At 72.2% G+C, this 25,474-nt stretch carries 21 protein-coding genes; 15 read left to right on the top strand and 6 right to left on the bottom strand.

Translation table 11 applies throughout. From position 1 onward, the window contains the following. Positions 1–281: 281 nt before the first annotated feature. Both pulA and ABGB18_RS04275 read left to right on the top strand, forming a co-directional pair. Positions 282–3,092, top strand: a complete 2,811-nt coding sequence (pulA, locus tag ABGB18_RS04280) for a pullulanase-type alpha-1,6-glucosidase (RefSeq protein ID WP_347693988.1) — start codon at positions 282–284, stop codon at positions 3,090–3,092. Between the two features lie 120 nt (positions 3,093–3,212). Further along, complete coding sequence (locus ABGB18_RS04275) at positions 3,213–3,857, top strand: hypothetical protein (RefSeq protein WP_347693987.1); 645 nt, start codon at positions 3,213–3,215, stop codon at positions 3,855–3,857. A gap of 12 nt (positions 3,858–3,869) precedes the next feature. Here the strand turns inward: ABGB18_RS04275 and ABGB18_RS04270 are convergent, their stop codons facing one another. Next, positions 3,870–4,499 (bottom strand): Uma2 family endonuclease, encoded by a 630-nt coding sequence (locus ABGB18_RS04270; RefSeq protein ID WP_347693986.1) that lies wholly within the window; start codon positions 4,497–4,499, stop codon positions 3,870–3,872. A 219-nt stretch (positions 4,500–4,718) separates the two neighbouring features. Here ABGB18_RS04270 and ABGB18_RS04265 point away from each other — a divergent pair, with 219 nt between their 5' ends. Then, positions 4,719–5,441, top strand: coding sequence for a VIT1/CCC1 transporter family protein (locus ABGB18_RS04265; protein ID WP_347693985.1), 723 nt, complete (start codon positions 4,719–4,721; stop codon positions 5,439–5,441). A gap of 18 nt (positions 5,442–5,459) precedes the next feature. Here the strand turns inward: ABGB18_RS04265 and ABGB18_RS04260 are convergent, their stop codons facing one another. The 5 genes from ABGB18_RS04260 to ABGB18_RS04240 all read right to left on the bottom strand — a co-directional run bounded on the left by ABGB18_RS04260 (position 5,460) and on the right by ABGB18_RS04240 (position 11,040). Further along, on the bottom strand, positions 5,460–5,765 hold the full coding sequence (locus tag ABGB18_RS04260) for a LysE family transporter (protein WP_347693984.1): 306 nt from the start codon (positions 5,763–5,765) through the stop codon (positions 5,460–5,462). A 32-nt stretch (positions 5,766–5,797) separates the two neighbouring features. Then, positions 5,798–6,148 (bottom strand): spore germination protein GerW family protein, encoded by a 351-nt coding sequence (locus ABGB18_RS04255; RefSeq protein WP_347693983.1) that lies wholly within the window; start codon positions 6,146–6,148, stop codon positions 5,798–5,800. 63 nt (positions 6,149–6,211) lie between these two features. Continuing rightward, positions 6,212–7,603, bottom strand: a complete 1,392-nt coding sequence (gene zwf / locus ABGB18_RS04250) for a glucose-6-phosphate dehydrogenase (RefSeq protein ID WP_347693982.1) — start codon at positions 7,601–7,603, stop codon at positions 6,212–6,214. A gap of 1 nt (position 7,604) precedes the next feature. Next, on the bottom strand, positions 7,605–9,236 hold the full coding sequence (gene pgi / locus ABGB18_RS04245; protein WP_347693981.1) for a glucose-6-phosphate isomerase: 1,632 nt from the start codon (positions 9,234–9,236) through the stop codon (positions 7,605–7,607). Between the two features lie 97 nt (positions 9,237–9,333). Beyond that, positions 9,334–11,040 (bottom strand): IlvD/Edd family dehydratase, encoded by a 1,707-nt coding sequence (locus tag ABGB18_RS04240; RefSeq protein WP_347693980.1) that lies wholly within the window; start codon positions 11,038–11,040, stop codon positions 9,334–9,336. A 61-nt stretch (positions 11,041–11,101) separates the two neighbouring features. On the opposite strand from ABGB18_RS04240, the gene ABGB18_RS04235 reads away from it, so the two are divergent. The 12 genes from ABGB18_RS04235 to ABGB18_RS04180 all read left to right on the top strand — a co-directional run bounded on the left by ABGB18_RS04235 (position 11,102) and on the right by ABGB18_RS04180 (position 25,391). Then, entirely contained in the window at positions 11,102–13,405 is a 2,304-nt protein-coding gene (locus ABGB18_RS04235) for a phosphoketolase family protein (RefSeq protein WP_347693979.1), read from the top strand. Further along, on the top strand, positions 13,381–14,562 hold the full coding sequence (locus tag ABGB18_RS04230) for an acetate kinase (protein ID WP_347693978.1): 1,182 nt from the start codon (positions 13,381–13,383) through the stop codon (positions 14,560–14,562). The genes ABGB18_RS04235 and ABGB18_RS04230 overlap by 25 nt, the downstream gene beginning before the upstream one ends. Positions 14,563–14,808: 246 nt before the next feature. Continuing rightward, positions 14,809–15,654 (top strand): PRC and DUF2382 domain-containing protein, encoded by an 846-nt coding sequence (locus ABGB18_RS04225; protein ID WP_347693977.1) that lies wholly within the window; start codon positions 14,809–14,811, stop codon positions 15,652–15,654. A 468-nt stretch (positions 15,655–16,122) separates the two neighbouring features. Beyond that, complete coding sequence (locus tag ABGB18_RS04220; RefSeq protein WP_347693976.1) at positions 16,123–17,019, top strand: hypothetical protein; 897 nt, start codon at positions 16,123–16,125, stop codon at positions 17,017–17,019. 85 nt (positions 17,020–17,104) lie between these two features. Then, positions 17,105–17,365: a hypothetical protein gene (locus ABGB18_RS04215; RefSeq protein ID WP_347693975.1), complete on the top strand. Its 261-nt coding sequence runs from the start codon at positions 17,105–17,107 to the stop codon at positions 17,363–17,365. A gap of 58 nt (positions 17,366–17,423) precedes the next feature. After that, positions 17,424–18,824 carry an FAD-binding oxidoreductase gene (locus ABGB18_RS04210; protein WP_347693974.1) on the top strand — a complete coding sequence of 467 codons (1,401 nt, stop codon included), beginning with the start codon at positions 17,424–17,426 and terminating at the stop codon, positions 18,822–18,824. 195 nt (positions 18,825–19,019) lie between these two features. Beyond that, entirely contained in the window at positions 19,020–20,546 is a 1,527-nt protein-coding gene (locus tag ABGB18_RS04205; protein ID WP_347693973.1) for an MFS transporter, read from the top strand. A gap of 26 nt (positions 20,547–20,572) precedes the next feature. Next, positions 20,573–21,712, top strand: a complete 1,140-nt coding sequence (locus ABGB18_RS04200) for an FAD-dependent monooxygenase (RefSeq protein WP_347693972.1) — start codon at positions 20,573–20,575, stop codon at positions 21,710–21,712. Positions 21,713–21,932: 220 nt separating this feature from the next. Continuing rightward, positions 21,933–22,964, top strand: coding sequence for an acyl-CoA desaturase (locus ABGB18_RS04195; RefSeq protein WP_347693971.1), 1,032 nt, complete (start codon positions 21,933–21,935; stop codon positions 22,962–22,964). A 151-nt stretch (positions 22,965–23,115) separates the two neighbouring features. Continuing rightward, positions 23,116–23,697 carry a hypothetical protein gene (locus tag ABGB18_RS04190; RefSeq protein WP_347693970.1) on the top strand — a complete coding sequence of 194 codons (582 nt, stop codon included), beginning with the start codon at positions 23,116–23,118 and terminating at the stop codon, positions 23,695–23,697. Positions 23,698–23,794: 97 nt separating this feature from the next. Further along, entirely contained in the window at positions 23,795–24,409 is a 615-nt protein-coding gene (locus tag ABGB18_RS04185; protein ID WP_347693969.1) for a copper resistance protein CopC, read from the top strand. Further along, the gene (locus ABGB18_RS04180; protein ID WP_347693967.1) at positions 24,399–25,391 is read left to right on the top strand and encodes a hypothetical protein; all 993 of its coding nucleotides are present in this window, start codon (positions 24,399–24,401) and stop codon (positions 25,389–25,391) included. Before ABGB18_RS04185 ends, ABGB18_RS04180 begins: the two co-directional genes overlap by 11 nt. Positions 25,392–25,474 lie beyond the last annotated feature (83 nt).

The following is a 25,474-nucleotide window of genomic DNA, read 5'->3' as shown; positions in this document are numbered from 1 at the left end:
GCCTTCGATGTTTCCGCAGGTAGCGGTAGATTTCTCCGCATTGTGCACCGGGGCCTGCGGCGCGTCTGCTGGCGCGCGGGCCAGGAAGTCGTTTGGGCCGTTGCAGAAATTTCCAGAAAGTATTGCAAAGATCAGCTTTGGTGAGTAATTTCCGGGCAACACCCTCGACGTCATGACGTGTGGAGGCCGCGGTGATCTGGCCGTCATCCCCCGCTCCCCGGCCGCTCAGGGTCGTCCCTCCCACCCCCCCGGCCCGCGCGTCGAAGCCTCTGCCGATCGCCGTGCTTGCCGTCGTGCTGGCCGCCGCGGGGATCGCCGGCGCCCCGCCCGCGGCCGCGGCGGAGATCCGCGCCACCGCGCATCACCGCCTCTCAAGCGGGAACGACCATCGCTGGGGCGCCGCCGGACCAGCCGCCGGGGCCTCCCCCGCGCGGCCGCCGGCCGGCGACGGGGCCGTGTCCGGAGTGCCACGCGCCGAGGGGGCGAGGAGCCTGACCCACACCATCCAGCGGAGCGACGACACGGACGCGCCCGCCGACCTGGCCGAGGCCAGAGCCCACTGGATCGACCGCGACACGGTGGCCTGGCAGACCGACCCCGCCCTGCGGCACGCGCTCGCCTTCAGCCCCGGAGGGGACATCGCCGTCGGCGCCGGCGGCCTGACCGGGCACCCGCGGACCATCAGGCTGACCCCGGGCACGCTGAGCGACGAGCAGAAACGCCGGTGGCCGCACCTGGCCGCGTACACCGCGCTGAAGGTGGACCGGCGCGACGCCGGCCTGGTGCGGCGGGCGCTGCGCGGCCAGGTCGTGGCCGTCGCCCGCGACGCCGAGGGCGCGCTGCGGGCGGCGACGGGCGTGCAGATCCCCGGGGTGCTCGACGACGTGTACGCCGCGGCGGCCACCGCCCCGCTCGGCCCGGCCGGGCGGGTGGCCCCGCGGCTGGCCCTGTGGGCGCCGACCGCGCAGCGGGTGGAACTGGCCCTGTACGGGCGCTCGCGCACGGTCCACCCGATGCGGCGCGACGACGCAACCGGCATCTGGTCGGTGCGCGGGCTCCCGGACTGGATGGGGCGCGAGTACACCTTCCTGGTCACCGTCTACTCCCCTGGCGCCGGCAAGGTCGTCACCAACGAGGTCACCGACCCCTACAGCCTGGCCGTCACCCCGGACGGGAAGCGCGGCAGGCTGGTGAGCCTGGACAGCGCGGCGCTCAAGCCGCCCGGCTGGGACCGGCTGGCCAAGCCCGCCGCCGTGCCCCAGGACCGGGCGTCGATCTACGAGCTGCACGTGCGTGACTTCTCCGCCTCCGACGCGAGCGTCCCGGCCGGGCGGCGCGGCACGTACGCGGCCTTCGGCGGGGACTCGGCCGGGATGCGCGAGTTGCGGGTGCTGGCCGCGGACGGGCTGACGCACGTGCACCTGCTGCCGGTGTTCGACTTCGCCACGGTCCCCGAGCGCGCGGCGGACCGGACCGAGCCGGACTGCGACCTGGCGGCCCTGCCGCCCGACTCCGAGCTCCAGCAGGAGTGCGTGGCGCGCACGGCCGCGACCGACTCCTTCAACTGGGGATACGACCCGCTGCACTACACCGTGCCGGAGGGCTCCTACGCGACCGACCCGGACGAGCGGACCAGGCAGTTCAGGGGCATGGTCGCCGGGCTCAACCGGGCGGGACTGCGCGTGGTCATGGACGTGGTCTACAACCACACCCACTCCACCGGCGTGCTCGACCCGATCGTGCCCGGCTACTACCACCGGCTGCTGGACGACGGCACGGTGGCCACCTCCACCTGCTGCGCCAACACCGCCCCGGAACACGCCATGATGGGCAGGCTGATCGTCGACTCGGTCGTCACCTGGGCCCGCCAGTACAAGATCGACGGCTTCCGCTTCGACCTCATGGGCCACCACCCCAAGGCCAACCTGCTCGCCGTGCGCCGCGCCCTCGACGCGCTGACCGTGGCCGAGGACGGCGTGGACGGCTCCTCGATCATCCTGTACGGCGAGGGCTGGAACTTCGGCGAGGTGGCGGACGACGCCAGGTTCGAGCAGGCCACGCAGGCCAACCTGGCGGGCACCGGCATCGGCACGTTCACCGACCGGCTGCGGGACGCGGTGCGCGGTGGCGGCCCGTTCGACGCCGACCCGCGCGTGCAGGGGTTCGGCTCCGGCCTGGCGGGCGCGCCCAACGGCGCCCCGGCCAACGGCACGGCCGAGCAGCAGCGGGCCCGGCTGGCGGCCTACACGGACCTCATCAAGGTGGGCCTGACCGGTAACCTGCGCGACTACGTGCTGCCCTCGGGCAAGAAGGGCTCGGAGATCGACTACAACGGCTCGCCCGCGGGGTACACGGCCGCGCCCGGGGAGGCGGTGACGTACGTGGACGCGCACGACAACGAGACGCTGTTCGACGCGCTGGCCTACAAGCTGCCGCAGGCCACGCCGATGGCCGACCGGGTGCGCATGCAGGCGCTGTCGCTGGCCACGGCGGTGCTGGCGCAGGGGACGACGTTCGTGCACGCGGGCAGCGAGCGGTTGCGGTCCAAGTCGCTCGACCGCAACTCCTACGACTCGGGCGACTGGTTCAACCGGCTGCTGTGGGACTGCGCGGCGGGCAACGGCTTCGGCGCGGGGCTGCCGCCCCGGGCCGACAACGCCGGCAAATGGCCGTACGCCCGGCCGCTGCTCGCCGACCCGGCACTGCGGCCCGGCTGCGCGGCCATCCAGGCCGCCCGGGCCAGGTACGGCGAGCTGCTGCGGATCAGGGCCTCGACGCCCGCCTTCGCGCTGGGGTCCCTCTCCGAGGTGCAGCGGCGGCTGACGTTCCCGGACGCGGCGGCCGAGGGGGTGATCGCCATGCGCATAGACACGACGGGGCTGGATCCGCGATGGAAGTCGGTCACCGTCGTGTTCAACGCGACGCCTTCGGCCTGCGCGCAGGTGATGGAGTCGCTGGCCGGGCAGGAGGTTTCGCTCCATCCCGTACAGGCCGGATCCGATGATCCGGTCGTGCGCCGGTCGTCGTTCGATCCGGCCTCCGGCACGCTCACGGTGCCGGCGCGCACGGTCGCGGTGTTCGTCCAGTCCTGACAGGGGAAGGAACAACAGGAAAGACGCCCATCACTGGCGTCAGCGCGTACATCGGCGCAGACTGGAAAGACCGCTATCGCGTGGATCAGTGGAGCATCCGTGGACAATCACCTTGATCACATGCCGGTTCTGTCCCGCGGCAGGCATCGCAACCCGAAGCGCGGCGCCTGCTTCATGGAGCTGGCCTCCTATCTGGCCGGGGAGCGGTGGAGCGACCATCCGTCCTGCACGCACCCGCTGCTGGCCGCGCTCGCCCGCCTCGTCAACGACAACACCAGCGACGAGAGCCGGGCCAAGCTCGTCCGGCTGGTGCCGTCGATCATCGGCCTGGCCACCGACGACCTGCGCGTGGACGCGCGGATCGCGCTGCGCTGCGCCACGACGGCGCTGCCGGTGGCGGCGGCCGAGCGCCAGCTCGCGCTGGCGGTGTCGGTGCTGGCGGCGGAGGAGATGCTGGCCCGCCTCGACGGCGCCCCGTCGGGACGGCTCAGCGCGGAGAGCCGGCGGGCGATGGCGGAGGTGCCGCACGCGGCCGAGCAGGCCAGGCGCTTCAGCCGCGCGGCCCGGATCACCCACAAGGGCTTCCGCCGGTACGCCGCCCCGAACGCGGTGCAGCTCGCGGTCGTGGGCATCGTCCAGGCCTGCATCCCGGACCCGGACTCGCTCCTGCGCCGCCTCCTGGAGGACACCATCACCGACTGCATCACCCTGATCCACGGCCCCCAGCCGGCGATCCCCACCACCCCGGCCCCGATCCACGCCTGACCCCGGGCCGGCTCAGCTTTTGCGGCGGCCGGCCAGGAGCGCGGGATCGAAGGAGACCGGGAACGGCCGGGACAAGTGGAGGGTCTCGCCTGCCCCGGCCGCGGTAGCGAGCTCGTAGCGCCCGCTGACAAGGTGAAAGACCTCCACCCGAGGCGCGCCCTGTCCTTCGAGCTCGACGCGGATGAAGACGGGGATGCCTGCCGCGGCGTATTTCGGCGGCTTGATCTCGTAATCGCGCTTCTTGTTGCCGATCCCCGGGCTCACGACTTCCGCCACTGCCACCACTTCGGGGAACGAGACAGCCTGGATTCCGGAGAACATCGCATCCGCGTCCGCGACCACGACGTCGGGAATCAAGCCGTCCTCCCCCACCACCACTCCGACCGCTTCGGCCACCTCCAGATGGTCCGGCATGGCGTCATCCAGTAGGCGCACCAACCGCTTGGCGCAGATGGCGTGATTGGGGGCGGGCACACCGTGCACCACGAAACTCCCGTCGATCAACTCGATGCGCTCCCCGGTCTGGGGCAGCTTGAGCCAGTCGTCGACGGTGTAACCAGTGGGGCGACCGAGCGGGAAAAGCAGCGCCTCGCGAGGAGGCGGATGCGCGACCAGCCAACCCTCGATCGGCAGGGCACTCATGTCCTCGCCACCTTCCATAACCCGAGTCTCGCATGCCGCACACGTTCGCGGCCATACGCATTCGCACGATCACACCGAGTGACGAGATGACCTTACTGGACCCTGACCGCTGCCATGGCCTCTTTAGAACATCGCAGGTCAGGCAAGGCTTTCCTGCGTTGCGTGGGCTTCTCCGGATCCCTACATTTGCTGAGCTGATGTTCGTAAATGGAGGGGCTTATGACTATCGAGCTCACCCGGCCGTACTCCGCTGAGAAGCACCACAGTCACCGTGATGTCACCGGTGGCTGGTTGCGGCCGGCGGTGTTCGGGGCGATGGACGGGCTGGTGTCCAATTTCGCGTTGATCGCCGGGGTCGTGGGGGCGGCGGGGGCCGGGCGCGGGGCGGTGCTGGCCGGGTTCGCGGGGTTGATCGCCGGGGCGTGTTCCATGGCGGCCGGGGAGTACACGTCGGTCAAGTCGCAGACCGAGCTGATGCGGGCCGAGATCGCCATCGAGCGGCGGGAGCTGGCCCGCGATCCCGAGGGCGAGCAGGCCGAGCTGGCGGCGCTCTACCGGGCGCGGGGGCTGGATCCGGACCTGGCGAGCCGGGTGGCCGCCGGGTTGTCGACCAATCCCGAGCAGGCGCTGCGGGTGCACGTGCGGGAGGAGCTGGGGGTGGATCCGGACGACCTGCCCTCGCCCCACGTGGCGGCCGCGTCGTCGTTCTGCGCGTTCGCCACGGGGGCGCTGGTGCCGCTGGCGCCGTTCCTGTTCGGGGCGTCCGGGCTGGTGGTGACCCTGGTGCTGAGCGTGGCGGCGTTGTTCGGGTTCGGGGCGGTGGTGGCGCGGATGACGGCGCGGCCGTGGTGGCTGGGCGGGGTGCGGCAGTTGGTGCTGGGGGTCGGCGCCGCGGCCGTCACGTTCGGGCTGGGGCAGTTGCTCGGCGTGGCCGTGTCATGAGCGTGATGTGAGGGCCGCTCAGGCACGGGCGGCGGTGGCGAGTTTGAGGCCGAGGGCGATGAGGGCCGCGCCCGTGAGGCCGTCGATCGTCCTGCGCACGGCCGGCCGGTCGAACAGCCTGCGGAGCGCGCCGACCACGTTGGCCACCACGAGGAACCCCACCCACACGAACACCCCCACGGAGATCCCGGCCGCGGCCGCCATGCCGTGGCGCCGCCCGGACACGGCCGAGCGGCGCACGACGACCGCGAAGTCGGGGCCGGGTGACATGGCTCCGAGCATCACAACCCCGCCGAAGGCGGCTATTTGCGTCAAAGAGGTCATGGCGTCCACCTTATGAGGCGGGCACCACGGCCTCAGCGCTTGTGGCGCTTCTTGATCAGCGTACGCAGGGTCAGCAGCAGCACGACGGCCACGATCTGGCCGGCGAGCACGACGCGGTTGACGTCGACGGCGGGCCGCCAGTGCGCGTCGCCGTCCTTGAGCACATAGACCCCCGCGGGCGTGGCGATGAGCCCGAACCCGCCGCCGCTGCCGGTGCCCTCCCCGTTCTTCTCCCCCTTGCTCTGGCCCTGACCGCCCCCGCCGCCCTGGGAGACCCGGGCGACGGGGATGACGACGACGTCCCCCTGCTGGATCGGCTCGCCGAAGACGCGTTTGACGGTGGCGGCGTCCTTCGAGCGCTCCATCAGCTCCATGATGTCCATCCCCCCATCCTCGCCCTCGGCCGCCCGCCTGGCCACCGGCGCCCACCTGGGGGAAGGCGACCGCTACTCGAACGCGGTCGAGATCTCGTGCCACCCGCCCGGCGGGATCTTCGCCGCCGGCTCGGGCCCCCACGTCCCCGGCTCGTACGGCAGCGGCTGATCAGGCAGGTCGAGCACCCGGTGCAGGATCCGCCACGACTCGTCCACCAGGTCGAACCGGGCGAACCTGCGCGGGTCGCCGCTGAGGGCGTCGGTCAGGATCCGCACGTAGGCGGCCTCCATCGGACCGAGCACCTTGGTGAAGTCGACGCTGACCGGCACGGGCCTGGTCTGCTGCTTGCCGGGCTCCTTGGCCAGCAGGTCGAACGTCACCCCGGCGTCCGGCTGCAGCCGGAACCTGATGAGGTTGGGCCCGGTCGGCTCGGCGCCGCCGCGGAACATCGTCACCGGCGGTTTGCGCAGCTCGGCGACGACCTCCAGGTCGGTGGTGGGCAGCGCCTTGCCGGAGCGGATGCACCAGGGCACCCCGGCCCAGCGCCAGTTGTCGATGTGGGCGCGCATGGCGACGTACGTCTCGGTGGTGGAGCCGGGGCGGACACCGTCGGTGTCGAGGTAGCCGGTGTACTGGCCGCGTACGACGTCGGACGGGTCGATGGCCTGGACGGCGCGCAGCACCCGCCACTTCTCGTCGAGCTGGGCGCGGGCGTCGGTGGACGGCGGCGGGTCCATCGCGAGGATGGCCAGGAGCTGCAGCAGGTGGTTCTGGACCACGTCGCGGATGGTGCCGTTGGCGTCGTAGAAGGCGCCACGGTCGCGTACGTCGAAGTCCTCGGCCATGGTGATCTGGATGCTGCGGACGTGGTGGCGGTTCCAGATGGGCTCCAGCAGCGTGTTCGCGAAGCGGAACACCATGAGGTCCTCGACCGGCTCCTTGCCCAGGAAGTGGTCGACCCGCCGCAGGTGGTCCTCGTCGAAGTGGCGCAGCAGCTCGTCGTTGAGCTTGCGGGCCGAGGCGAGGTCGTGCCCGAAGGGCTTCTCCACCACGAGCCGCGCCTCACGGTTGAGCCCCTCCCCCGCCAGCCCCTCGGCGACCACCGAGAACAGCGACGGCGGCACCGCCAGATAGTGGACCAGGAAGCCGAGGCCGCCCGCCTCCTCGCGCAGCCTGGCGAACGTCGCCGGGTCGCGGTAGTCGCCCGCGACCAGGCGCAGGTTGCCGGCCAGCCGCTGGAAGGCCGCGTCACCGGCCTCGCCGCCCACGGCCTCGCGGACGTGCTCGCGCAGCCCATCGAGGTCCAGGTCGGTCTTGGCCACGCCGATGATCGGCAGGTCGAGCCGCTTGTCGGCGATCAGCCGGTAGAGGGCGGGCAGGACCATCTTGCGCGCCAGGTCGCCGGTGACTCCGAACAGGACGAGTGCGCCGGCGTCCCGCGCGTCCCCCGATGCGTGCCCCACCTCAGATCCGCCTCCCCCGCAACTCGCGGTATCTGCGGACGAGCCGCTCGGTGGAGGCGTCCGGCAGCTCGGCCGGCGGATCCTCGGAGGTGAGCGCGGGCGCGAGGTCGAGCGCCATCTTCTTGCCCAGCTCGACGCCCCACTGGTCGAAGGAGTCGACGCCCCAGATGGTGCCCTCGACGAAGACGACGTGCTCGTAGAGGGCGACGAGCTGGCCGAGCGTGGCCGGGGTCAGCTTGGGCGCGAGGATCGTGGAGGTGGGGCGGTTGCCGGGCATCACCTTGTGCGGCACGATCTCCGGCGGCGTGCCCTCGGCCGCGATCTCCTCGGCGGTCTTGCCGAACGCCAGCGCCGAGGTCTGGGCCAGCAGGTTGGCGGTGAGCTGGTCGTGCATGCCCGCGCGGTCGTCGAACGGCTCGGCGAAGCCGATGAAGTCGGCGGGCACGAGCCGGGTGCCCTGGTGCAGGAGCTGGTAGAAGGCGTGCTTCCCGTTGGTGCCGGGCTCGCCCCAGAAGATCTCGCCGGTCTGGGCGGTGACCGCGGTGCCGTCGGCGCGTACGGACTTGCCGTTGGACTCCATCGTGAGCTGCTGCAGGTAGGCGGGGAAGCGGTGCAGCCGCTGGCTGTAGGGCAGGACGGCGCGGGTCTCGGCGCCGAAGAAGTCGTTGTACCAGACGCCGAGCAGGCCCATCAGGACCGGCATGTTGGCCCGGAACGGGGCGGTGCGGAAGTGCTGGTCCATGGCGTGGAACCCGGCGAGCATCTCGCGGAACCGGGCGGGCCCGACGGCGATCATCAAGGAGAGGCCGATGGCGCCGTCGTAGGAGTAGCGGCCGCCGACCCAGTCCCAGAAGCCGAACATGTTGTCGGTGTCGATGCCGAACTCGGCGACCTTCTCGGCGTTGGTGGAGACGGCCACGAAGTGCCGGGACACCGCGTCGGCGCCGAGCGCGCCGACCAGCCACTGGCGCGCGACCCGGGCGTTGGTGAGCGTCTCCAGCGTGGTGAACGTCTTGGAGCTCACCACGAACAGCGTCGTCGCGGGGTCGAGGCCGGCGAGGTTGCCGGTGATGTCGGCCGGGTCGATGTTGGAGACGAACCTGGCCTTGATGCCCGCGTCGGCGTAGTCGCGCAGCGCCTCGTAGGCCATGGCGGGGCCGAGGTCGGAGCCGCCGATGCCGATGTTGACGACGGTCTCGATCGGCCGCCCGGTGGCGCCCGTCCACTCCTGGGACCTGACCCGGTCGGCGAAGGCGCTCATCTTGGCCAGCACGGCGTGCACGTCGGCCACGACGTCCTGCCCGTCCACGACGAGGCCGGCCTCCCGCGGCAGGCGCAGCGCGACGTGCAGGACGGCGCGGTCCTCGCTGACGTTGATGTGCTCGCCGCGGAACATGGCCTCGATCCTGTCGCGCAGCCCCGCGCGCTCGGCCAGCCCCACCAGCAGGTCGATGGTCTCCTGCGTGGCGCGGTGCTTGGCGTAGTCGAGGTAGAGGTCGCCGGCGGTCACCGTCATGCGCTCGGCACGGCCCGGGTCCTCGGCGAACAGCTCGCGCAGCCGCCTGCCCTTCAGCTCCTCGTAATGCTTGGCCAGGGCCGCCCATTCGTGACTCTGGGTGATGTCGCCGTTCACGCTCTTTCCTCCTCCGATCGCCAACCGATCACCATCGTCCCGTAACCCCGTACCCCCCGATGCGCATTCCGCCCGCCGCGGGGAGGACTCTTTGCCTTCAGTGGGACTCGCGGCCCACCTGGTCGCCGCTGGACCCGATGAGGAAGTCCAGGTCGGCGCCGCGGTCAGCCTGGGTGACGTGCTCGACGTAGAGGCGTTCCCAGCCGCGCGCGGGGCTCGCGTAGCCGGTGGTGACGGGCTCCCTGGCGGCCAGCTCGGCCGCGGGCAGGTCCACGTCGAGCCGCCTGCCCGGCACGTCCAGCACGATCGGGTCGCCGGTGCGCACCCTGGCCAGCGGCCCGCCGGCCGCCGCCTCGGGCGCGGTGTGCAGCACGACCGTGCCGTACGCGGTGCCGCTCATGCGGGCGTCGCTGATGCGCACCATGTCGCGTACGCCCTTGGCCAGCAGCTTCTCCGGCAGCGGCAGGTTGCCGACCTCGGGCATGCCCGGGTAGCCCTTGGGCCCGCAGCCGCGCAGCACCAGCACCGACGTCTCGTCCACGTCCAGGTCGGGCGAGTCGAGCCGGGCGTAGACGTCCTCGACGCTGTCGAAGACCACGGCCCGGCCGCGGTGCCGGAGCAGCTCGGGTGAGGCGGCGGCCGGCTTGATCACGGCGCCGCCGGGCGCGAGGTTGCCGCGCAGCACCGCGATGCCCGCGTCGGGCAGCAGCGGGTCGGCGCGGCGCCGGATGACGCTCTCGTCCCAGATCTCGGCCCCGGCCAGGTGCTCGACGAGCGGCCGCCCGGTGACCGTGATCGCCTCGGGGTCGAGCAGGTCCTCGACCTCCTTGAGCACGGCGGCCAGCCCGCCCGCGCGGAAGAGGTCGTCCATGAGGTGCCGCCCGGCCGGCTGGAGGTCCACCAGCAGCGGCACCCCGGCGCCGATGCGGTCGAAGTCGTCCAGGCTCAGGTCCACGCCGAGCCGGCCGGCGATGGCCAGCAGGTGCACGACGGCGTTGGTGGAGCCGCCGATCGCGGCCAGGGTGACGATGGCGTTGCGGAACGCGCCCCTGGTCATGACCTGGCTCGGCCGGCGGCCCTGCTCGACGAGGTCCACGACGTGGCGGCCGGTCTCGTGGGCGCGTTCGAGCAGGCGGTTGTCGGGGGCGGGGGTGCCGGCGGTGCCGGGCAGCGTCATGCCGAGCGCCTCGGCCATGCAGGCCATGGTGGAGGCGGTGCCCATGGTGTTGCAGTGACCGCGGCTGCGGATCATGGAGGACTCGGACTCCAGGAACGCCTCGCAGGAGAGCGTTCCCGCGCGTACCTCCTCACTGAGCCGCCATACGTCGGTGCCGCAGCCGAGCGGGGCGCCGCGGAAGTGCCCGGTCAGCATGGGGCCGCCGGGCACCACGACGGCGGGCAGGTCCACGGAGGAGGCGGCCATGAGCAGCGACGGGATGGTCTTGTCGCAGCCGCCGAGCAGCACGACGCCGTCGATCGGGTTGGCGCGCAGCATCTCCTCGGTGGCCATGGCGGCCAGGTTGCGCCAGAGCATCGCGGTGGGGCGCACGTTCGTCTCGCCGAGGGAGACGACGGGCAGGTTGAGCGGCACGCCGCCGGCCTCCCACACGCCGTTCATGACGCGCTGGGCCACCTCGTTCAGGTGGGAGTTGCAAGGGGTGAGGTCGGAGGCGGTGTTGGCGATGGCGATGTGCGGCTTGCCGCCCTCGAACGCCTCACGCGGCAGGCCGCGCCGCATCCAAGCCCGGTGAATGTAGGAGTTGCGATCGTTCCCCGAATACCAATGCGAACTCCTGAATTCCATGTCTGGCACCTTATCGGGGCTTTTGGGATTCAGCGCGTCAGGGGGAGGAAGCACCAAGAGCATGGAGCTCATCGACGCGTACTGGCGGGCGGCGAACTACCTGTCCGTCGGGCAGATCTACCTGCTGGACAACCCTCTGCTGACCGAACCGTTGCGGCCGGAGCACATCAAGCCACGCCTGCTCGGCCACTGGGGCACCACACCCGGGCTGAACTTCTGCTTCGCCCACCTCAACCGGATCATCGCCGAGCGCGACCAGGACATGATCTATATCGCGGGTCCGGGCCACGGCGGTCCCGCCGCGGTGGCGCACGCCTGGCTGGAGGGGACGTACTCCGAGCGTTATCCGGCCGTCTCGCAGGACGCCGAGGGCATGCGGCGGCTGTTCCGCCAGTTCTCCTTCCCCGGCGGGATCCCCAGCCACGTCGCCCCGGAGACGCCCGGATCCATCCACGAGGGCGGCGAGCTGGGCTACTCGCTCGCGCACGCCTTCGGGGCCGCGTTCGACAACCCGGGCCTGGTGGTGGCGTGCGTCGTGGGCGACGGGGAGGCCGAGACGGGGCCGCTGGCGGCGAGCTGGCATTCGAACAAGTTCGTGGACCGGCGGCGGGACGGGGTCGTGCTGCCCATCCTCCACCTGAACGGCTACAAGATCGCCAACCCGACCGTGCTCGCCCGCATCCCCTTCGAGGAGCTGGTCAAGCTCATGGAGGGGCACGGCTACCGCCCGCACCTGGTGGGCCCCGACCACGCGGAGATGGCCGGCACCCTCGACACGGTCTTCGACGAGATCGCCGCCTACCGCGACGGCCGGGCCGACCGGCTGCCGATGATCATTCTGCGTACGCCGAAGGGGTGGACCGGGCCCCGTGAGGTGGACGGCAAGCCGGTGGAGGGCACCTGGCGGGCGCACCAGGTGCCGCTGGCCCGGGTGCGCGAGGACCCCACCCACCTGGCCATGCTGGAGCAGTGGATGCGCTCGTACCGGCCCGGGGAGCTGTTCGACGGGGACGGGCGGCCGGTCGGCGGGATCCTGCGGACGGTGCCGCGCGGCCCGCGCAGGATGAGCGCCAACCCGCACGCCAACGGCGGTGAGCTGCTCAGGCCGCTGCGGCTGCCGGACTTCCGCCGGCTGGCGGTGGAGGTCAAGGCGCCGGCCGGGCAGTCGACCGAGCCCACCCGGATGTTCGGCGGGCTGCTGCGCGACGTGATCGCCGCCAATCCGGACAACTTCCGGCTGATGGGCCCGGACGAGACCGAGTCCAACCGGCTGTCGGAGGTGTTCGAGGTCACCGACCGGGCGTGGGACGCCGCCGTCGAGCCGACCGACGAGCACCTGGCCGCCGACGGGCGGGTGATGGAGGTGCTGAGCGAGCATCTGTGCCAGGGCTGGCTGGAGGGCTATCTGCTGACCGGCCGGCACGGGCTGTTCAACTGCTACGAGGCGTTCATCCACATCGTCGACGCCATGTTCAACCAGCACGCCAAGTGGCTGGAGACGTCGCGGAAGATCCCCTGGCGGCGGCCGGTGGCGTCGCTGACGTACCTGCTGTCGTCGCACGTCTGGCGGCAGGACCACAACGGGTTCAGCCACCAGGACCCGGGGTTCCTGGACGTGGTGATCAACAAGAAGGCTTCCGTGGTGCGGGTGTACCTGCCGCCGGACGCGAACACGCTGCTGTCCGTCGGCGACCACTGCCTGCGCTCGCGCGACTACGTGAACGTGATCGTGGCCGGCAAGCAGCCGGTGCTGGACCTGTTCACCATGGACGAGGCCATCGCGCACTGCACCCGCGGGCTGGGCATCCTGCCGTGGGCCTCGACCGACCGGGGCCTGGAGCCGGACGTGGTGCTGGCCTGCGCGGGCGACGTACCGACCCTGGAGACGCTGGCCGCCGCCGCGATCCTGCACGAGCACCTGCCCGAGCTGAAGGTACGGGTGGTCAATGTGGTGGACCTGATGCGGCTGCAGCCGCCGACCGAGCATCCGCACGGCATGCCGGACGCCGAGTTCGACGCGCTGTTCACCACGGACAGGCCGGTCGTCTTCAACTTCCACGGCTACCCCTCGCTCATCCACCAGCTCACCTACCGCCGCCACGGCCACGAGCACATGCACGTGCGCGGCTACAAGGAGGAGGGCACCACGACGACGCCGTTCGACATGTGCATGCTCAACGACATCGACCGCTACCACCTGGTGCTCGACGTGATCGACCGGGTCCCGGGCCTCCGCGCCACGCAGGCGCACCTGCGCCAGCGGATGACCGACGCCCGGCTGGAGGCCCGCGCCTACACGCGGGAACACGGCGAGGACCTGCCGGAGATCAGGACGTGGACGTGGCCGGCCGCATTCTCGTCCTGAACACGGGGTCGTCGTCCATCAAGTACGAGCTGGTGGACACCGGCAGCCGCGCCCGCCCGGCCCGGGGGCTGGTCGAACGCGTCGGCGAGGAGCACGGGCTGCTCACGCACCACCCGGGCGTCGGGCCGCCCTACCGGCGCGCGGCGCGCTTTCCCGGGCACGGCGAGGGGCTGGCCGCGGTCCTCGCGGCGTTCGAGGCGGCCGGGCCCGAGCTGGACCCGGTCGCGGTCGGGCACCGGGTGGTGCACGGCGGCACCAGGTTCGCCGGGGCCGTGCTCGTGGACGACGCGGTGATCAAGGCCATCGAGGAGCTCGCGCCGCTGGCGCCGCTGCACAATCCGGTCAACCTCGCCGGGATCCGGGTGGCGCGAAAGGCGTTTCCCGGGGTGCCGCAGGTGGCGGTGTTCGACACGGCGTTCCAGCTCACGCTGACGCCGGCGGCGTACACGTACGCGGTGCCGCGTGACTGGCGCGAGCGGCTCGGCGTGCGGCGCTTCGGCTTCCACGGCACCTCCTGCGCCTACGTCTCCCGCCGCGCCGCCGCCTTCCTCGGCCGCGACCCCGCCGGGCTGAACCTGGTCGTGCTGCACCTGGGCAACGGCGCCAGCGCGACGGCGATCTCGGGCGGGCGCAGCGTGGACACCTCCATGGGCATGACGCCGCTGGAGGGGCTGGTCATGGGCACGCGCTCGGGTGACGTCGATCCGGCGCTGGGCGGCTACCTGGCGCGCGTGGACGGGCTGGACGCGCGGGAGGTGGAGGAGGCGCTCGACCGCCACAGCGGCCTGCTCGCGCTGACCGGGACGGGCGACATGCGAGAGGTACGCGCCCGCGACGACCCCGAGGCCGAGCTGGCCCTGGAGATCTACACCCGGCGCGTCCGCAAGTACGTGGGGGCCTACTACGCGCTGCTCGGGCGGGTGGACGCGGTCGTGTTCACCGGCGGGGTGGGCGAGCACGACGCCGCCACCCGCGCCGCCGCCCTGGCGGGGCTCGACCGGCTGGGCATCGCGGTCGACCCGGCACGCAACGAGGCCGCCTCGACGGCCGAGCGCGCGGTCTCGCCCCCGGGCGCCGAGGTGGCGGTGCTGGTCATCCCGACGGACGAGGAAGGGGAGATCGCCCGCCAGGCCCTGGCGCTGCTCGCGGCCTCATGACCGTCGCCATGGCATGGCGCCGCTCAGGCTTCATGACCCTCGCCACGGCATGGCGCCGCTCGTCTCCCACGGGCGCCGTCAAGCCCACCGCCTGGTGGTGCGGCGGAGGCCGGTGGGGCTGGAGTGGCGCACGGGACGCCGCCGAATTGGGGAAAAGCTGCCCTAACTGGACGTGCTCTTGTAGCGATTTAGGGTATTTGTCCCTTTTGAACCCGGAACTAACACATCGGGGGGATCGTCGTGGCTATGGAAACAGAGATCCGCAACCTGCTCGACTGCCACATGGTGGGTTCGGATGGAGAGCCGATCGGCAAGGTAGGCCAGGTCTACCTCAACGATCGCACGGGGGAACCGGAGTGGGTGACCGTGCGCACAGGGTTCTTCGGCATGAAGCAGACCTTCGTGCCGCTGGCCAACGCGCGCCGCTCGGGCGAGGAGATCCGGGTCCCCTTCGACAGGGAGATGATCAGGGGAGCGCCGAACATCGACGTGGACGGCCGCCTGTCCCTGCAGGAAGAGGCCGACCTCTACCGCTACTACGGCATGCGGGCTTCCGGCGTCCCGCAGCAGCGCGCCGGCGAGCCGCGGACGCGAGGGCCGTACACGGGCGAGCAGTTCGAGGAGCGGCCCGCTCCCGGTGAGCGCATCGAGGAACGGAGCGTTCCCGGCCGGCCGCTCGGCGGCCTCGCCGACGAGCGGGACATCGAGATGACGGTGTCGGAAGAGCGCCTGCGCATCGGCAAGGAGAGCAGGGAGACGGGCCGCGTACGCCTGCACAAGTACGTCGAGACCGAGCACGTCACCGAGCGGATCCCGCTCACGCACGAGGAACTCGTGATCGAGCGCGAGCCCATCAGCGACGGGGAGACCGCCGCGCCGCGGGAGATCTGCGAGGAAGAGCGGCAGATGATCCTGCACGAGGAGCGCCCGGTCGTCGGCAAGGAGACCAGGCCGGTCGAGCGCGTCCACATCCACAAGCGGGACGTGCACCGCGAGGAGACCGTGGAGGGCCAGGTCCGGCGGGAGCGGCTCGAGATCGACGAGGAGGGGATCACCAGAGGCGAGAGCGAGGGCATGCCGCCGGAGCGGTGAACACCCGGTGGAGTCGCGCGGGGGTGCCGGACGGCGCCCCCGCTCATACTGCCGGGCGGACCGATCCGGTCTGGTTACCAAGCAGTGTCGATGTGGTAAGCCCCTGATCCACGCGGACTGCCAGGAGTGCTCCGACCGCAGGCGGTAACCGCCTCCCGCCTGCGGCCCGGCCCCGGAACACGACCGTCCCCACCCCCTGCGACCACGGCTTCGATCACCGGCCGGGCCCCCGCGCCCCCCGCCCCCGCGCCTGCCCGGCCGCCGCCCGCCCGCGCCCGGAAACGCCGCGTTCACCTGCGGGAAGGTGCCCGTTCACGCCTTCACCCGCGCCGGCGGCAGGGGATCCATCTTGTATTCGTTAAGTGTCAGTTGACAGGAACCCGCCCCATAACGACGATCGGGGGCGTAGGCATTAAGTGTGAATTTACGTAGACCGAGCCGGGCCCACGGGTCAGGAGGTGGCCTCAGATGAGCATCGAGCCGAGGGCGAAAGTGGCCCCAGAGCGCGTGCTGCCAGGCCCGGTGCCCATGGCGCCGGAGACGGCCGCGCAGCAACGGGTGGTGCGGCGGATCTGCGCCAGGGTGGCGCCGGAGGACATGGAGGTCGGCGTCGGCGAACTGCCTCCGGGCGGCCTGCAGGTGTGGATCGACACCCCGGCCCCGCTCGGCACGCAGGAGTCCTGGGTGCTGCACCACCGCATGGCCCGCGAGGTGGCGCTGGTCGGCTGGCACTGCGAGGCCGACGCCGACCGCCTGCTGGTGCTCGGCTGGAGCGCCGCCTGCCTGCACAACCGCGTACGCCTGCTGCAGAGCGGGCTGCGCCGGCTGTCCGACTTCGAGCACACCGCCCAGCGGGCCGTGCAGCTCGACGGGCACAGCCCGGACGACCAGTCCCCCGCGGACGTCGCCGCGGTCGTCTGCGAGTCGATCGGGCGGCGGCTGCGCTGGCCCGAGCGGCTGGCCGAGCTCGCCGGCTACGACCGCAACTCCAGCCTGCCCCACCTGCAGCTCCTGCTGGCCCAGGTCGCCGGCCTGGAGTCGAAGGTCGCCGACGTCTGCGAGGAGCACCTCGTCATGGCGCGGGTGCTGGCGCGGGCCGTCTGCGAGCACTACGCACGCCACTCCGACCTGCGCCGCGCGCAGAAGGAAGTACTGGCCGAGACCCGCCGATGGGTGCACGCCAGCTCCATGATCCGTGACTCGGCCGGCCCACGACCGAGCTCCCCCAGCGGTGGCCGTCCCCACATGGGGCTGGCCGAGCGCCGCATCGCCGCGAGCGTCATCAACCACGGCACGCCACGGGCCACCCCCGTGACCGCCGTTCGCCGGGCCGGACACCTCGGCCAGGAGAAGGACGCCCGCTGACCATCCGGCCGCTCAACGGCGAGCGGTCGCCCGGAAAACCCCACACCCGCATCCGGCCACCAGAATCCGGTAGGAGAGCTCCGTCATGCGAACCCCCCCGCACCTGCCCGCCCGATCCAGGCGCGAGCCTCGTGACACCGACACCGCCAGAGCCCGCCGCCACCCCTACGGCCTGCACGAGGTCCCCGTGCAGGCGGCTCCGCGCGGCACGCTCGACCTCCCCGACGCCGTCCCCGGCCTGCCCGCCGAACCCGACGTGTACGTCGAGCAGCGGCTGCTCGGCATCAGGGAAATGTCCAACCAGGCCATCGGCTCCATCGACGACCTGCTCCAGCACACTGCCTGAAGTGTGCCCCAGCGGCTCCTGGACGGGAGCCGGCACAGCGATATCTCAGAGGAGAGTCATGCAGGGACTGTCGCGGCTGGAGCTGAGGCCGCGTGACGTCGGGGGTCACCAGCCACGCTCCATTGCGGGCACGGAAGCACCGCGCACCTTGGACGAGGTACGCGCACTCGTACGGCGGGCCATGGTCACCAAGAGCCGCCTGTACCCGGTCAGCACCGGCCGGAACTGGGGCATGGGTTCCGCCATGCCGGTGACCGACGACAACGTGGTCGTCGACCTCGGCGGCATGAACCGCATCCGCAGCCTCGACCTGGAGGCCGGCTTCGCCGTCATCGAACCGGGAGTGACCCAGGCGCAGCTCGCCGAGGTGCTGCGTGACACCCCGTGGATGCTGAACGTCACCGCCTCCTGCGCCGACACCTCCGTCGTCGGCAACGCCCTCGACCGCGGCGACGGCTGCGTGCGCTCCCGGGTGCACGACGTGGCCGGGATCGAGGCCGTACTGGCGGACGGCAGCGTGGTCACCACCGGCGGGCTGGACCCGGCCGGGCGCTACCACGGGCGGGTCGCCGGGCCCGACCTGACGGCCGCGTTCGTCCAGCACAACCTGGGCGTCGTCACCGCCATGGCGATCGCGCTGGTGCCACGCCCGCAGACCATCGCGCTGGTGCACGGCCGGATCCAGCGAGACCAGGTCGGCATGGCGGTCGGCGCGGTCACGAACTTCCTGCGCCGCGGCAACCCGGCCGAGGGGCTGCTGCGGGTGCGCGAGCTGTCGCTCGTGCCCAGCCACGGCGACTGGGCGCTGCCCCCGGGCGTCGATCCGGACCTGTTCACCATCCTGGGGCCGCTCATGGGCAGCGACGCCACGGTGGAGCTGGCCGAGGAGCTGCTGCGCAAGGCCCTCATCGAGGTGGAGGGCGCCGAGGCGGTGCGCGTCGTGGACGCCGCCGAGGTCGGCCCGGACGACCCGCTCTACGCCCGGGCGCTCATGGCGCAGGGCATCCCCACCTGCCTGGGGGTGCGCAACGCGCTCGGCGTGGCCTCGTGCGACCAGATCGACGAGGGCGGGATGGGCTTCCTGGCGCTGCTGCCGCTGATGCCCATGCACGCCCGCAGGACCGAGCACATCCTGGCCGCGCTCCAGACGGCCGTGGACGCGCACACCACCGCCCTCATGGTCGAGTGGAACCTCGTCAGCCGGCACCTGGCCAACGGCGTCATCCAGATCTTCTTCGAGCGCGGCGCGCCCGACGCGCCCCACCGGGCGCACCAGCTCCGCAACGACGGCAACTGCCTGCTGCGCGGGCACGGATGCGCCATCTACCGCTCCGACATCGACCATGCCGCCGCCGACGTCTGGTCCGAGACCAGCACCGCCGGCCTGGGCATGCTGCACCGGCTCAAGACGGCGCTCGACCCGGACGGCCTGCTCTCGCCCGGCCGCTACGGCGCCTGAAACAGCACCAGACCCACTGGACCTGATCGCCCGGGCCTGACCGGCCCGGCCGGCGGGTCCGGCCCACGTGTCCGAACCCGCCGGTCGCACAGCCGGAGTGTGCCGGTCGGCGGAGACAATTCATCGCTTGGAGGTGACCACGTGCGTTCGTCACCAGCGCGGGGGACGAGCACCGTAGACCGCCGTCACGGAATCATGCTGAGGCTGGTCGGCGCGGGTGTCATGTTGACGGTGATGGCCGACACCACGGCCACCACCCTGGCGGTCGGAGTGCTGCGATATACGCCGGCGGGCGCCGGCATGCCGCTCGGCGACCTGGTCTGGCTGACCAGCGCGGCGTTCATCCCGATCGCGGCGCTGCTGGCCACCGCCGGCCGGTGGGCCGACCTGTTCGGCCGGCGCCGGGTACTGGCCGTCGGGCTGGTGGTGTTCGTCCTGGGCGGGATCGCCACGGTCACCGTGGACTCCTGGTCGTACGTGCTGGCCGCACGCGCGGTCCAGGGCGCCGGTGCCGCGGCGATGATCCCGGCCAGCCTCGGGCTGCTGCTCGGCGAGCTGCCGGAGTCGCAGCGGCGGGGCGCCATCGCCCTGTGGAGCTCGGCCTCCGGGCTGGGCTGCCTGCTCATGCAGGCGGGCGGCGGCTGGCTGGCCGCCACCGTCGACTGGCGGGCCCTGTTCGTCCCCGACGTCGTCATCGGCGTCGTGCTCCTGATCGCCTGCACCGGGCTGCCGTCGGGCAAGCGGGCCACGGCCAGGGGCCTGCCGGACATGCTCGGCGCCTGGCTGCTCGCCGCCGGCATCGCGGTGATCGTGCTGGCCATCTCCAAGGCCATGGCCTGGGGCACGGACGTGCTGTGGCTGGCGCTGGCCGCCATCGCGCTGCTGGGCGGCGCGCTCGCGCAGGCCAGGCACCACCGCCTGCCCGCGATCGACCTCGCGCTGTGGCGGCGGCCCCGGTTCGTCTGGGGCTGGCTGGCCACGTGGTGCTTCGGCGCGCTGTCGTTCGGCCTGCTGACCGTGCAGCCGCTCTACCTGCTCCACCTGGGTTACCCCATGCTGGAAGTGGCGATGTGGCTGACCCCCACGTCGGTGGCCGTCGTCGTGACGAGCTACCTGGCCGGCAAGCTCATGAAGCGGGTCGGCGCGTACGGCCTGATCTACGCCGGCTCCCTGCTCTGCGGCGGCGCCTGCGTGCTCGTGCTGACGCAGGCCGGGCCCACCGTGTGGGGCCTGATCGCCAGCGTCGTGGTCGGCGTGGGCGTCGGCGCGCTCGCGCCCGGCACGTCGGTGGCCACCACCCTGGCCGCCCGCCCCCACCAGTACGCCTCCGCCGTCGGCGCCGCCACCATGGCCCGCATGGTCGGCGGGGCCGTGGGCGTCGCCGTCGTCTCGGTCGTCATCGACCACCCGTTCATGACCGGCCCGTTCGCGGGCCTGGCCGGAGCGCTCGCCATGTGCGTGGCCATCTCCGTGCTGATCGGCGCGATAGCCCTCACCAAGATCACCCGGCTGCGGACCGACCCCGGCGACGTCATGATCAAGGTGCCGCGCCGGATGCTGCTCGAGTTGCGCATGACTCTCGCGACGGTCGCCGCGGAGGCAGACGCCTTGCTGCCAGTCGAGACCCGCACACCTCCCATCGACACCCCCCTGGACCGTGTCCCGCGGCCGCGGACGGCCGAACCCGGCCCGCTCGCCGGCACCCACGGGCACACGCACTAGTACAACCATTCGAAAGGGCTCTCGTCATGGCAACCACATCCTGCGACGTAGCCATCGTCGGCGCCGGTCTCGGCGGCTGCTTCCTGGCTCTGTTACTGGGCCGCCGCGGCCGTCACGTCGTCGTCATCGAGCAGGCTCCCTCCGTACCGAGCGCGGGCGCCGACTTCCTCAAGCCGCCTGGTCTGCGGGTGCTGGCGCGGCACGGACTGGCGCACCTCATCGAACGCCATGGCCTCAGACGCGACATCATCCGCTACTACCACGACGGTGAGCCGATCCAGGAGTGCCGCTTCCCCGACGGCGGCTTCCTCATCCGTCCCTACCGCGAGCTGGTGGAGCTCATCTACACCAGTTGCGCGATGGAGGGGGTGGAGTTCCGGTTCGACGCCAGCATCGACGACATCGTGTTCGGCGACGGTCACATCCAGGAGCTGGCGCTGTCCAACGGGGACCGGCTGCGGGCCGGCGTCGTGATCGGCGCCGACGGCACCAAGTCCGCGATCCGCCAGGCACTCGACATCGAGCAGCGCTCGATACCGTACGAGCGGCTGCTGATGCGGGTGGCCACCGTGCCGCTGAGCGCCAGCGTGGCCCGGCTCAACCGGCTCTACTTCAGCTCGGAAGGCTGGCTCACCTACCTGTACCCGATCAACCGGGACGAGGCCAGGGTGTTCGTCGGCCTGCCGCCGGAGGACGACAAGGAGATCTTCCAGGACGGCATCCCCACGCTGCTCGACGAGCTGAAGAAGTTCGTCACCGACAGCTCGGACGCCTTCAACTCCCTGCAGCCGGCCACCTGGCAGCGGATCAAGGTCTCCTCGCTGCGGGTGAGCGCCTACCACAAGGGCAACGCGGCGCTGCTGGGCTCGGCGGCGTTCGCCTGCCACCCGATGACCGGCATGGGCATGAGCTACACGCTGCACGACGCCGAACTGCTGGCCGACGTCATCTGCGCGGCCGGCGACGACCGCGGCCTGCTCGACCGGCTGCTCTACGCCCGCTACGAGCCTCGCCGGCACGCCCACCGGCAGCTCATCGACTACGGTGACGCCCTGGCCGCGACCTTCCGCGACAGGGACGCCTACCTGGCCGCCTTCCGCCCGGACCTGCACATCCACGGCGAGGCGGCCGCGCCGGCGGAGCCGCCGGTCCTGCAACCGATCTGAGCCGGGTCCCCCGCCGCCCGCCCTTCCCACCAGGTGAGGTCGTCCAGTGCCATGCTGAGGGCGGTGGACCGGCCCGATCCCCCAGGCGGCGGGGGCACCCCTGCGGTGGGGCGTGCCCTACCGCGAGAACGGGTGACAGCGGGGGTCCGCCCGGCACCGGGTCTTCGCGATGCTGATGCGAGATCACTACGACTCGTCGGCATCGGAGACAACTGTGCCTGTGTTGGACCCATCCCTCGCCCCCGCGTCAGCCAGGAGAGGCAGCGACTTCGCGCGGCTGTCGCGCCGGATCGCCGAGGAGGGCCTGCTGGACAGGCGCCCCGGCTACTACGCGATACGGATCGGCCTGGTCGGGGGCCTGTTCGCGGGGAGCTGGGCGCTTTTCGCGGCGGTCGGGGACTCCTGGTGGCAGCTCCCGGTCGCGGTGCTGCTGGCGGTGGCCTTCGCCCAGGTCACGCTGCTGGCGCACGACCTGGCGCACGGGCAGATCGCCCGGTCCCGGCGGACGAGCAGGATCGCCGGGCTGCTGGTGGGCAACCTGGCCGTCGGCCTCAGCTACGGCTGGTGGATGGACAAGCACACCCGCCACCACGCCAACCCCAACCACGAGGAGCGCGACCCCGACGTCGCGCCCGACGTCCTGATCTGGTCGGAGCGGCAGGCCGCGGCGGCCCGCGGGATCCCCCGGTTCATCGGGCGGTGGCAGGCGTTCCTGTTCTTCCCGCTGCTCACCCTCGAAGGGGTGAACCTGAAGGTGGCGAGCTTCCGGGCGCTGCGCCGCCCGTCGCTCAAGAGCCGGAAGGTCGAGGGGCTGCTGCTGGGCGGGCACGTCGCGGCGTACCTGGGGGCGCTGTTCCTGGTGCTGCCGCCGGGGAGGGCGCTGCTGTTCCTGGCCGTGCACCAGGCGTGTTACGGCGTCTATCTGGGCTGCGCCTTCGCGCCCAACCACAAGGGCATGCCGGTGCTCACCTCGCGGGACGACCTGGACTTCCTCCGCCGCCAGGTGCTGACCTCCCGGAACGTGCGCGGCGGGCTGCTGACCGACCTCGCGCTCGGCGGCCTCAACCTGCAGATCGAGCACCATCTGTTCCCCAGCATGCCCAGCGCGAACCTGCGCCGGGCGCGGCCCATCGTCCGGGACCACTGCCGCTCGCTCGGTGTCGAGTACACCGAGTGCGGGCTGCTGGAATCCTGGGGGATGGCGCTGCGCCACCTGCACGAGGTGGGCAGGCCGCTGCGCGCCAGGACGTGACGACCAGCTCCGTCCCGTCGTGGTCCTCCCGGACCTGATGGCCCGCCTCGGCCAGGATGAGACGCGGCGCGAGCTGGACGCGGCGCGGATGGTCTCCCAGGAGCGTCATGGACCTACGGGACCGGCCGACCCCTGTGTAAGGATGGCGACTGTGTCCACGGTTTCGCCGGTCCCGGTCGCCGCGGCCGCGTTGCGGCTGTCGCGGGCCGTCGTGTTCGCCACGGTCTGCGGGGCCGTGTCGGCGGGAGGGCACGTGCTGGCCGGGGGCGGGCCGGTGCCGTTCGGGGTCTACCTGGCCGGGGTGCTGGCCGCGTTCGGGCTGGCGTGGCTGATCGACGGGCGCGAGCGCGGGCCCGCGGCCGTGCTGGCCGCGACCGTGGGCACCCAGATGGTGCTGCACCAGCTCTTCGAGCGGGTGGCGCCGGCTCCGGGCGGCGGTCCCGGGCACGCGCACCCGGCGCTCGGCATGGCGCTGGCGCATCTCACGGTGGCGGCGCTGACGGCATGGTGGCTGCACCGCGGCGAGCGCGCCCTGTGGCTGATGATCCGCCTGCACGCCGCGCCGCCGATCGGGTGGCTGCCCGTGTGCCGGCCGGCGATGGGCGCCGTCGCGCCCGGCGCGGAGGCCGCCCCGTCGTGGCGGCCGGTGACCCGCGACGTGCCCGCCTTCGCGGGCAGGACCGTCTCCCCCGCCGTGAGCAGGCGAGGACCGCCCCGCGCGCCGAGGCGTTGAAGTCCTTCGGCGTCCTTCTCGGGCGCGTCTTTCCCTGCCTGTGCTCCGGACGCCGCCACGGGCGCGGTCCGGAAGATTCTTCTGGAGATCGGTCCTCATGACATTCCCGCAGCGGAGCATCCGCAAGGCGGCGCTCGCGGTGCTCGCCTGTGCCCTTTTCCTGGCTCTTCCCGCCTCGCCGGCCCTGGCCCACGACGCGCTCAAGCGCAGCTCGCCGGCCAGGAACGCGCGGGTCGCCTCGGTCGGCCAGATCGAGCTCGAGTTCTCCGCCGGCGTCAAGTTCCCGTTCGTCCTGCTGCACGACGCGGCGGGCAAGCGGATCGCGATCGGCGAGCCGCGCACCTCGGGGCATCTGGTGCTCGCCGAAGTCCCGCAACCGCTCGCGCCGGGCGCGTACGTGATCGCCTGGCGGGTGGTCTCCTCCGACGGGCATCCCATCGAGGGCGAAATCCCCTTCAGCGTGAAAGGATCACCCTCAGCCCCGGCTTCGTCCTCGCCGGCCGGCGGGGCAGCCACCGGCGAGCCGTCGCCGGCGGCGGCCGTGCCGACCCCGGCCGCGGCCGGATCCGCCGCGGCGGCCGAGACGTCCGCCTCCGCGGGCGTTCCCGGCTGGATCTGGGGCGGGCTGGCGGTGCTTGTCGTGCTGGGCGCGTTCGTTCTGATCCGGACCGCGCGCCGCGGCCCTGACCGGGAGGACGTGGATGCGGATTGAGCAGGCCAGGCAGGTCGCGCGCCGGTGGGTGCGGGAGCACGGCGCCGGGCTTCCCGGGTTCGGCGGGGCCTTCCTCACCGGCTCCGTGCTGTGGGCCGAAGACCCCGGCGCGGAGCTCGCCCCGACCACCGACGTGGACGTCGTCCTGATCCAGGATCCACCGGAAGGCATCGGGAAGTTCCGCTACGAGGGGGTGCTGATCGAGGTCTCCGCCATCGCCGAGCTCGGCTCCACCCACGACGTGCTGAGCGACTACCATCTGGCCGGCGCCTTCCACCTGCCCTGCGTGCTGGCCGACCCGGCCGGCCGGCTCGGTGAGCTGCAGCGGGTGGTGGCCCGCGACTTCGCCGAGCGGCCGTGGATCCTGGCCCGCTGCACCGACGCGATGGACCGGGTGCGCGGGTGGATCATCGGCATGGACGAGTCCGCGCCGCTGACCGAGCAGGTGACCTCGTGGCTGTTCGGCACCGGGGTGACCACGCACGTGCTGCTGGTCGCCGGGCTGCGCAACCCCACCGTGCGCCGCCGGTACGCCGCCGTGCGCGAGCTGCTGGCCGCGCACGGGCGGCTGGACTTCCACGAGAGCCTGCTCGACCTGCTGGGCTGCGCCGAGCTGGCCCCGGTCCGGGTGGAGCGGCACCTGGCCGCGCTGGAGAAGGTGTTCGACGCCACCTCGGATCTGCGGGCGCCCTCCTACCGGTTCGACAGCGACATCACGCCGGTGGCGCGGCCGCTCGCCATCGACGGCAGCCGCGAGCTCATCGGGCGCGGGCTGCACAGGGAGGCCGTGTTCTGGCTGGTGGCCACGTACGCGCGGTGCCTGGCCAAGCGGGCGGCGGCGGGGGCGAGCGGCTACGAGGACGGCTTCCTGGAGCTGCTGGCCGATCTCGGAGTGGTCTCCTTCGCCGACCGCCGCCGCCGCGGCGACCGCGTGCTGGCCGCCCTTCCCGGGGTGTGGCAGACGGCCATGGCGCTGTGCTGACAGGTCAGCGGCCGTCCAGCAGGTGGATGTCGTCGCCGTGGATGTCGGGGCTGCGGTCCACCTCGCCGATGAAGTCATAGCGT

It is taken from the genome of Nonomuraea sp. B12E4 (assembly GCF_039871825.1).
Lineage (GTDB): Bacteria > Actinomycetota > Actinomycetes > Streptosporangiales > Streptosporangiaceae > Nonomuraea.
The sequence above is the reverse complement of the archived record's forward strand: the minus strand, read 5'-3'. Positions and strand labels throughout refer to the sequence as shown.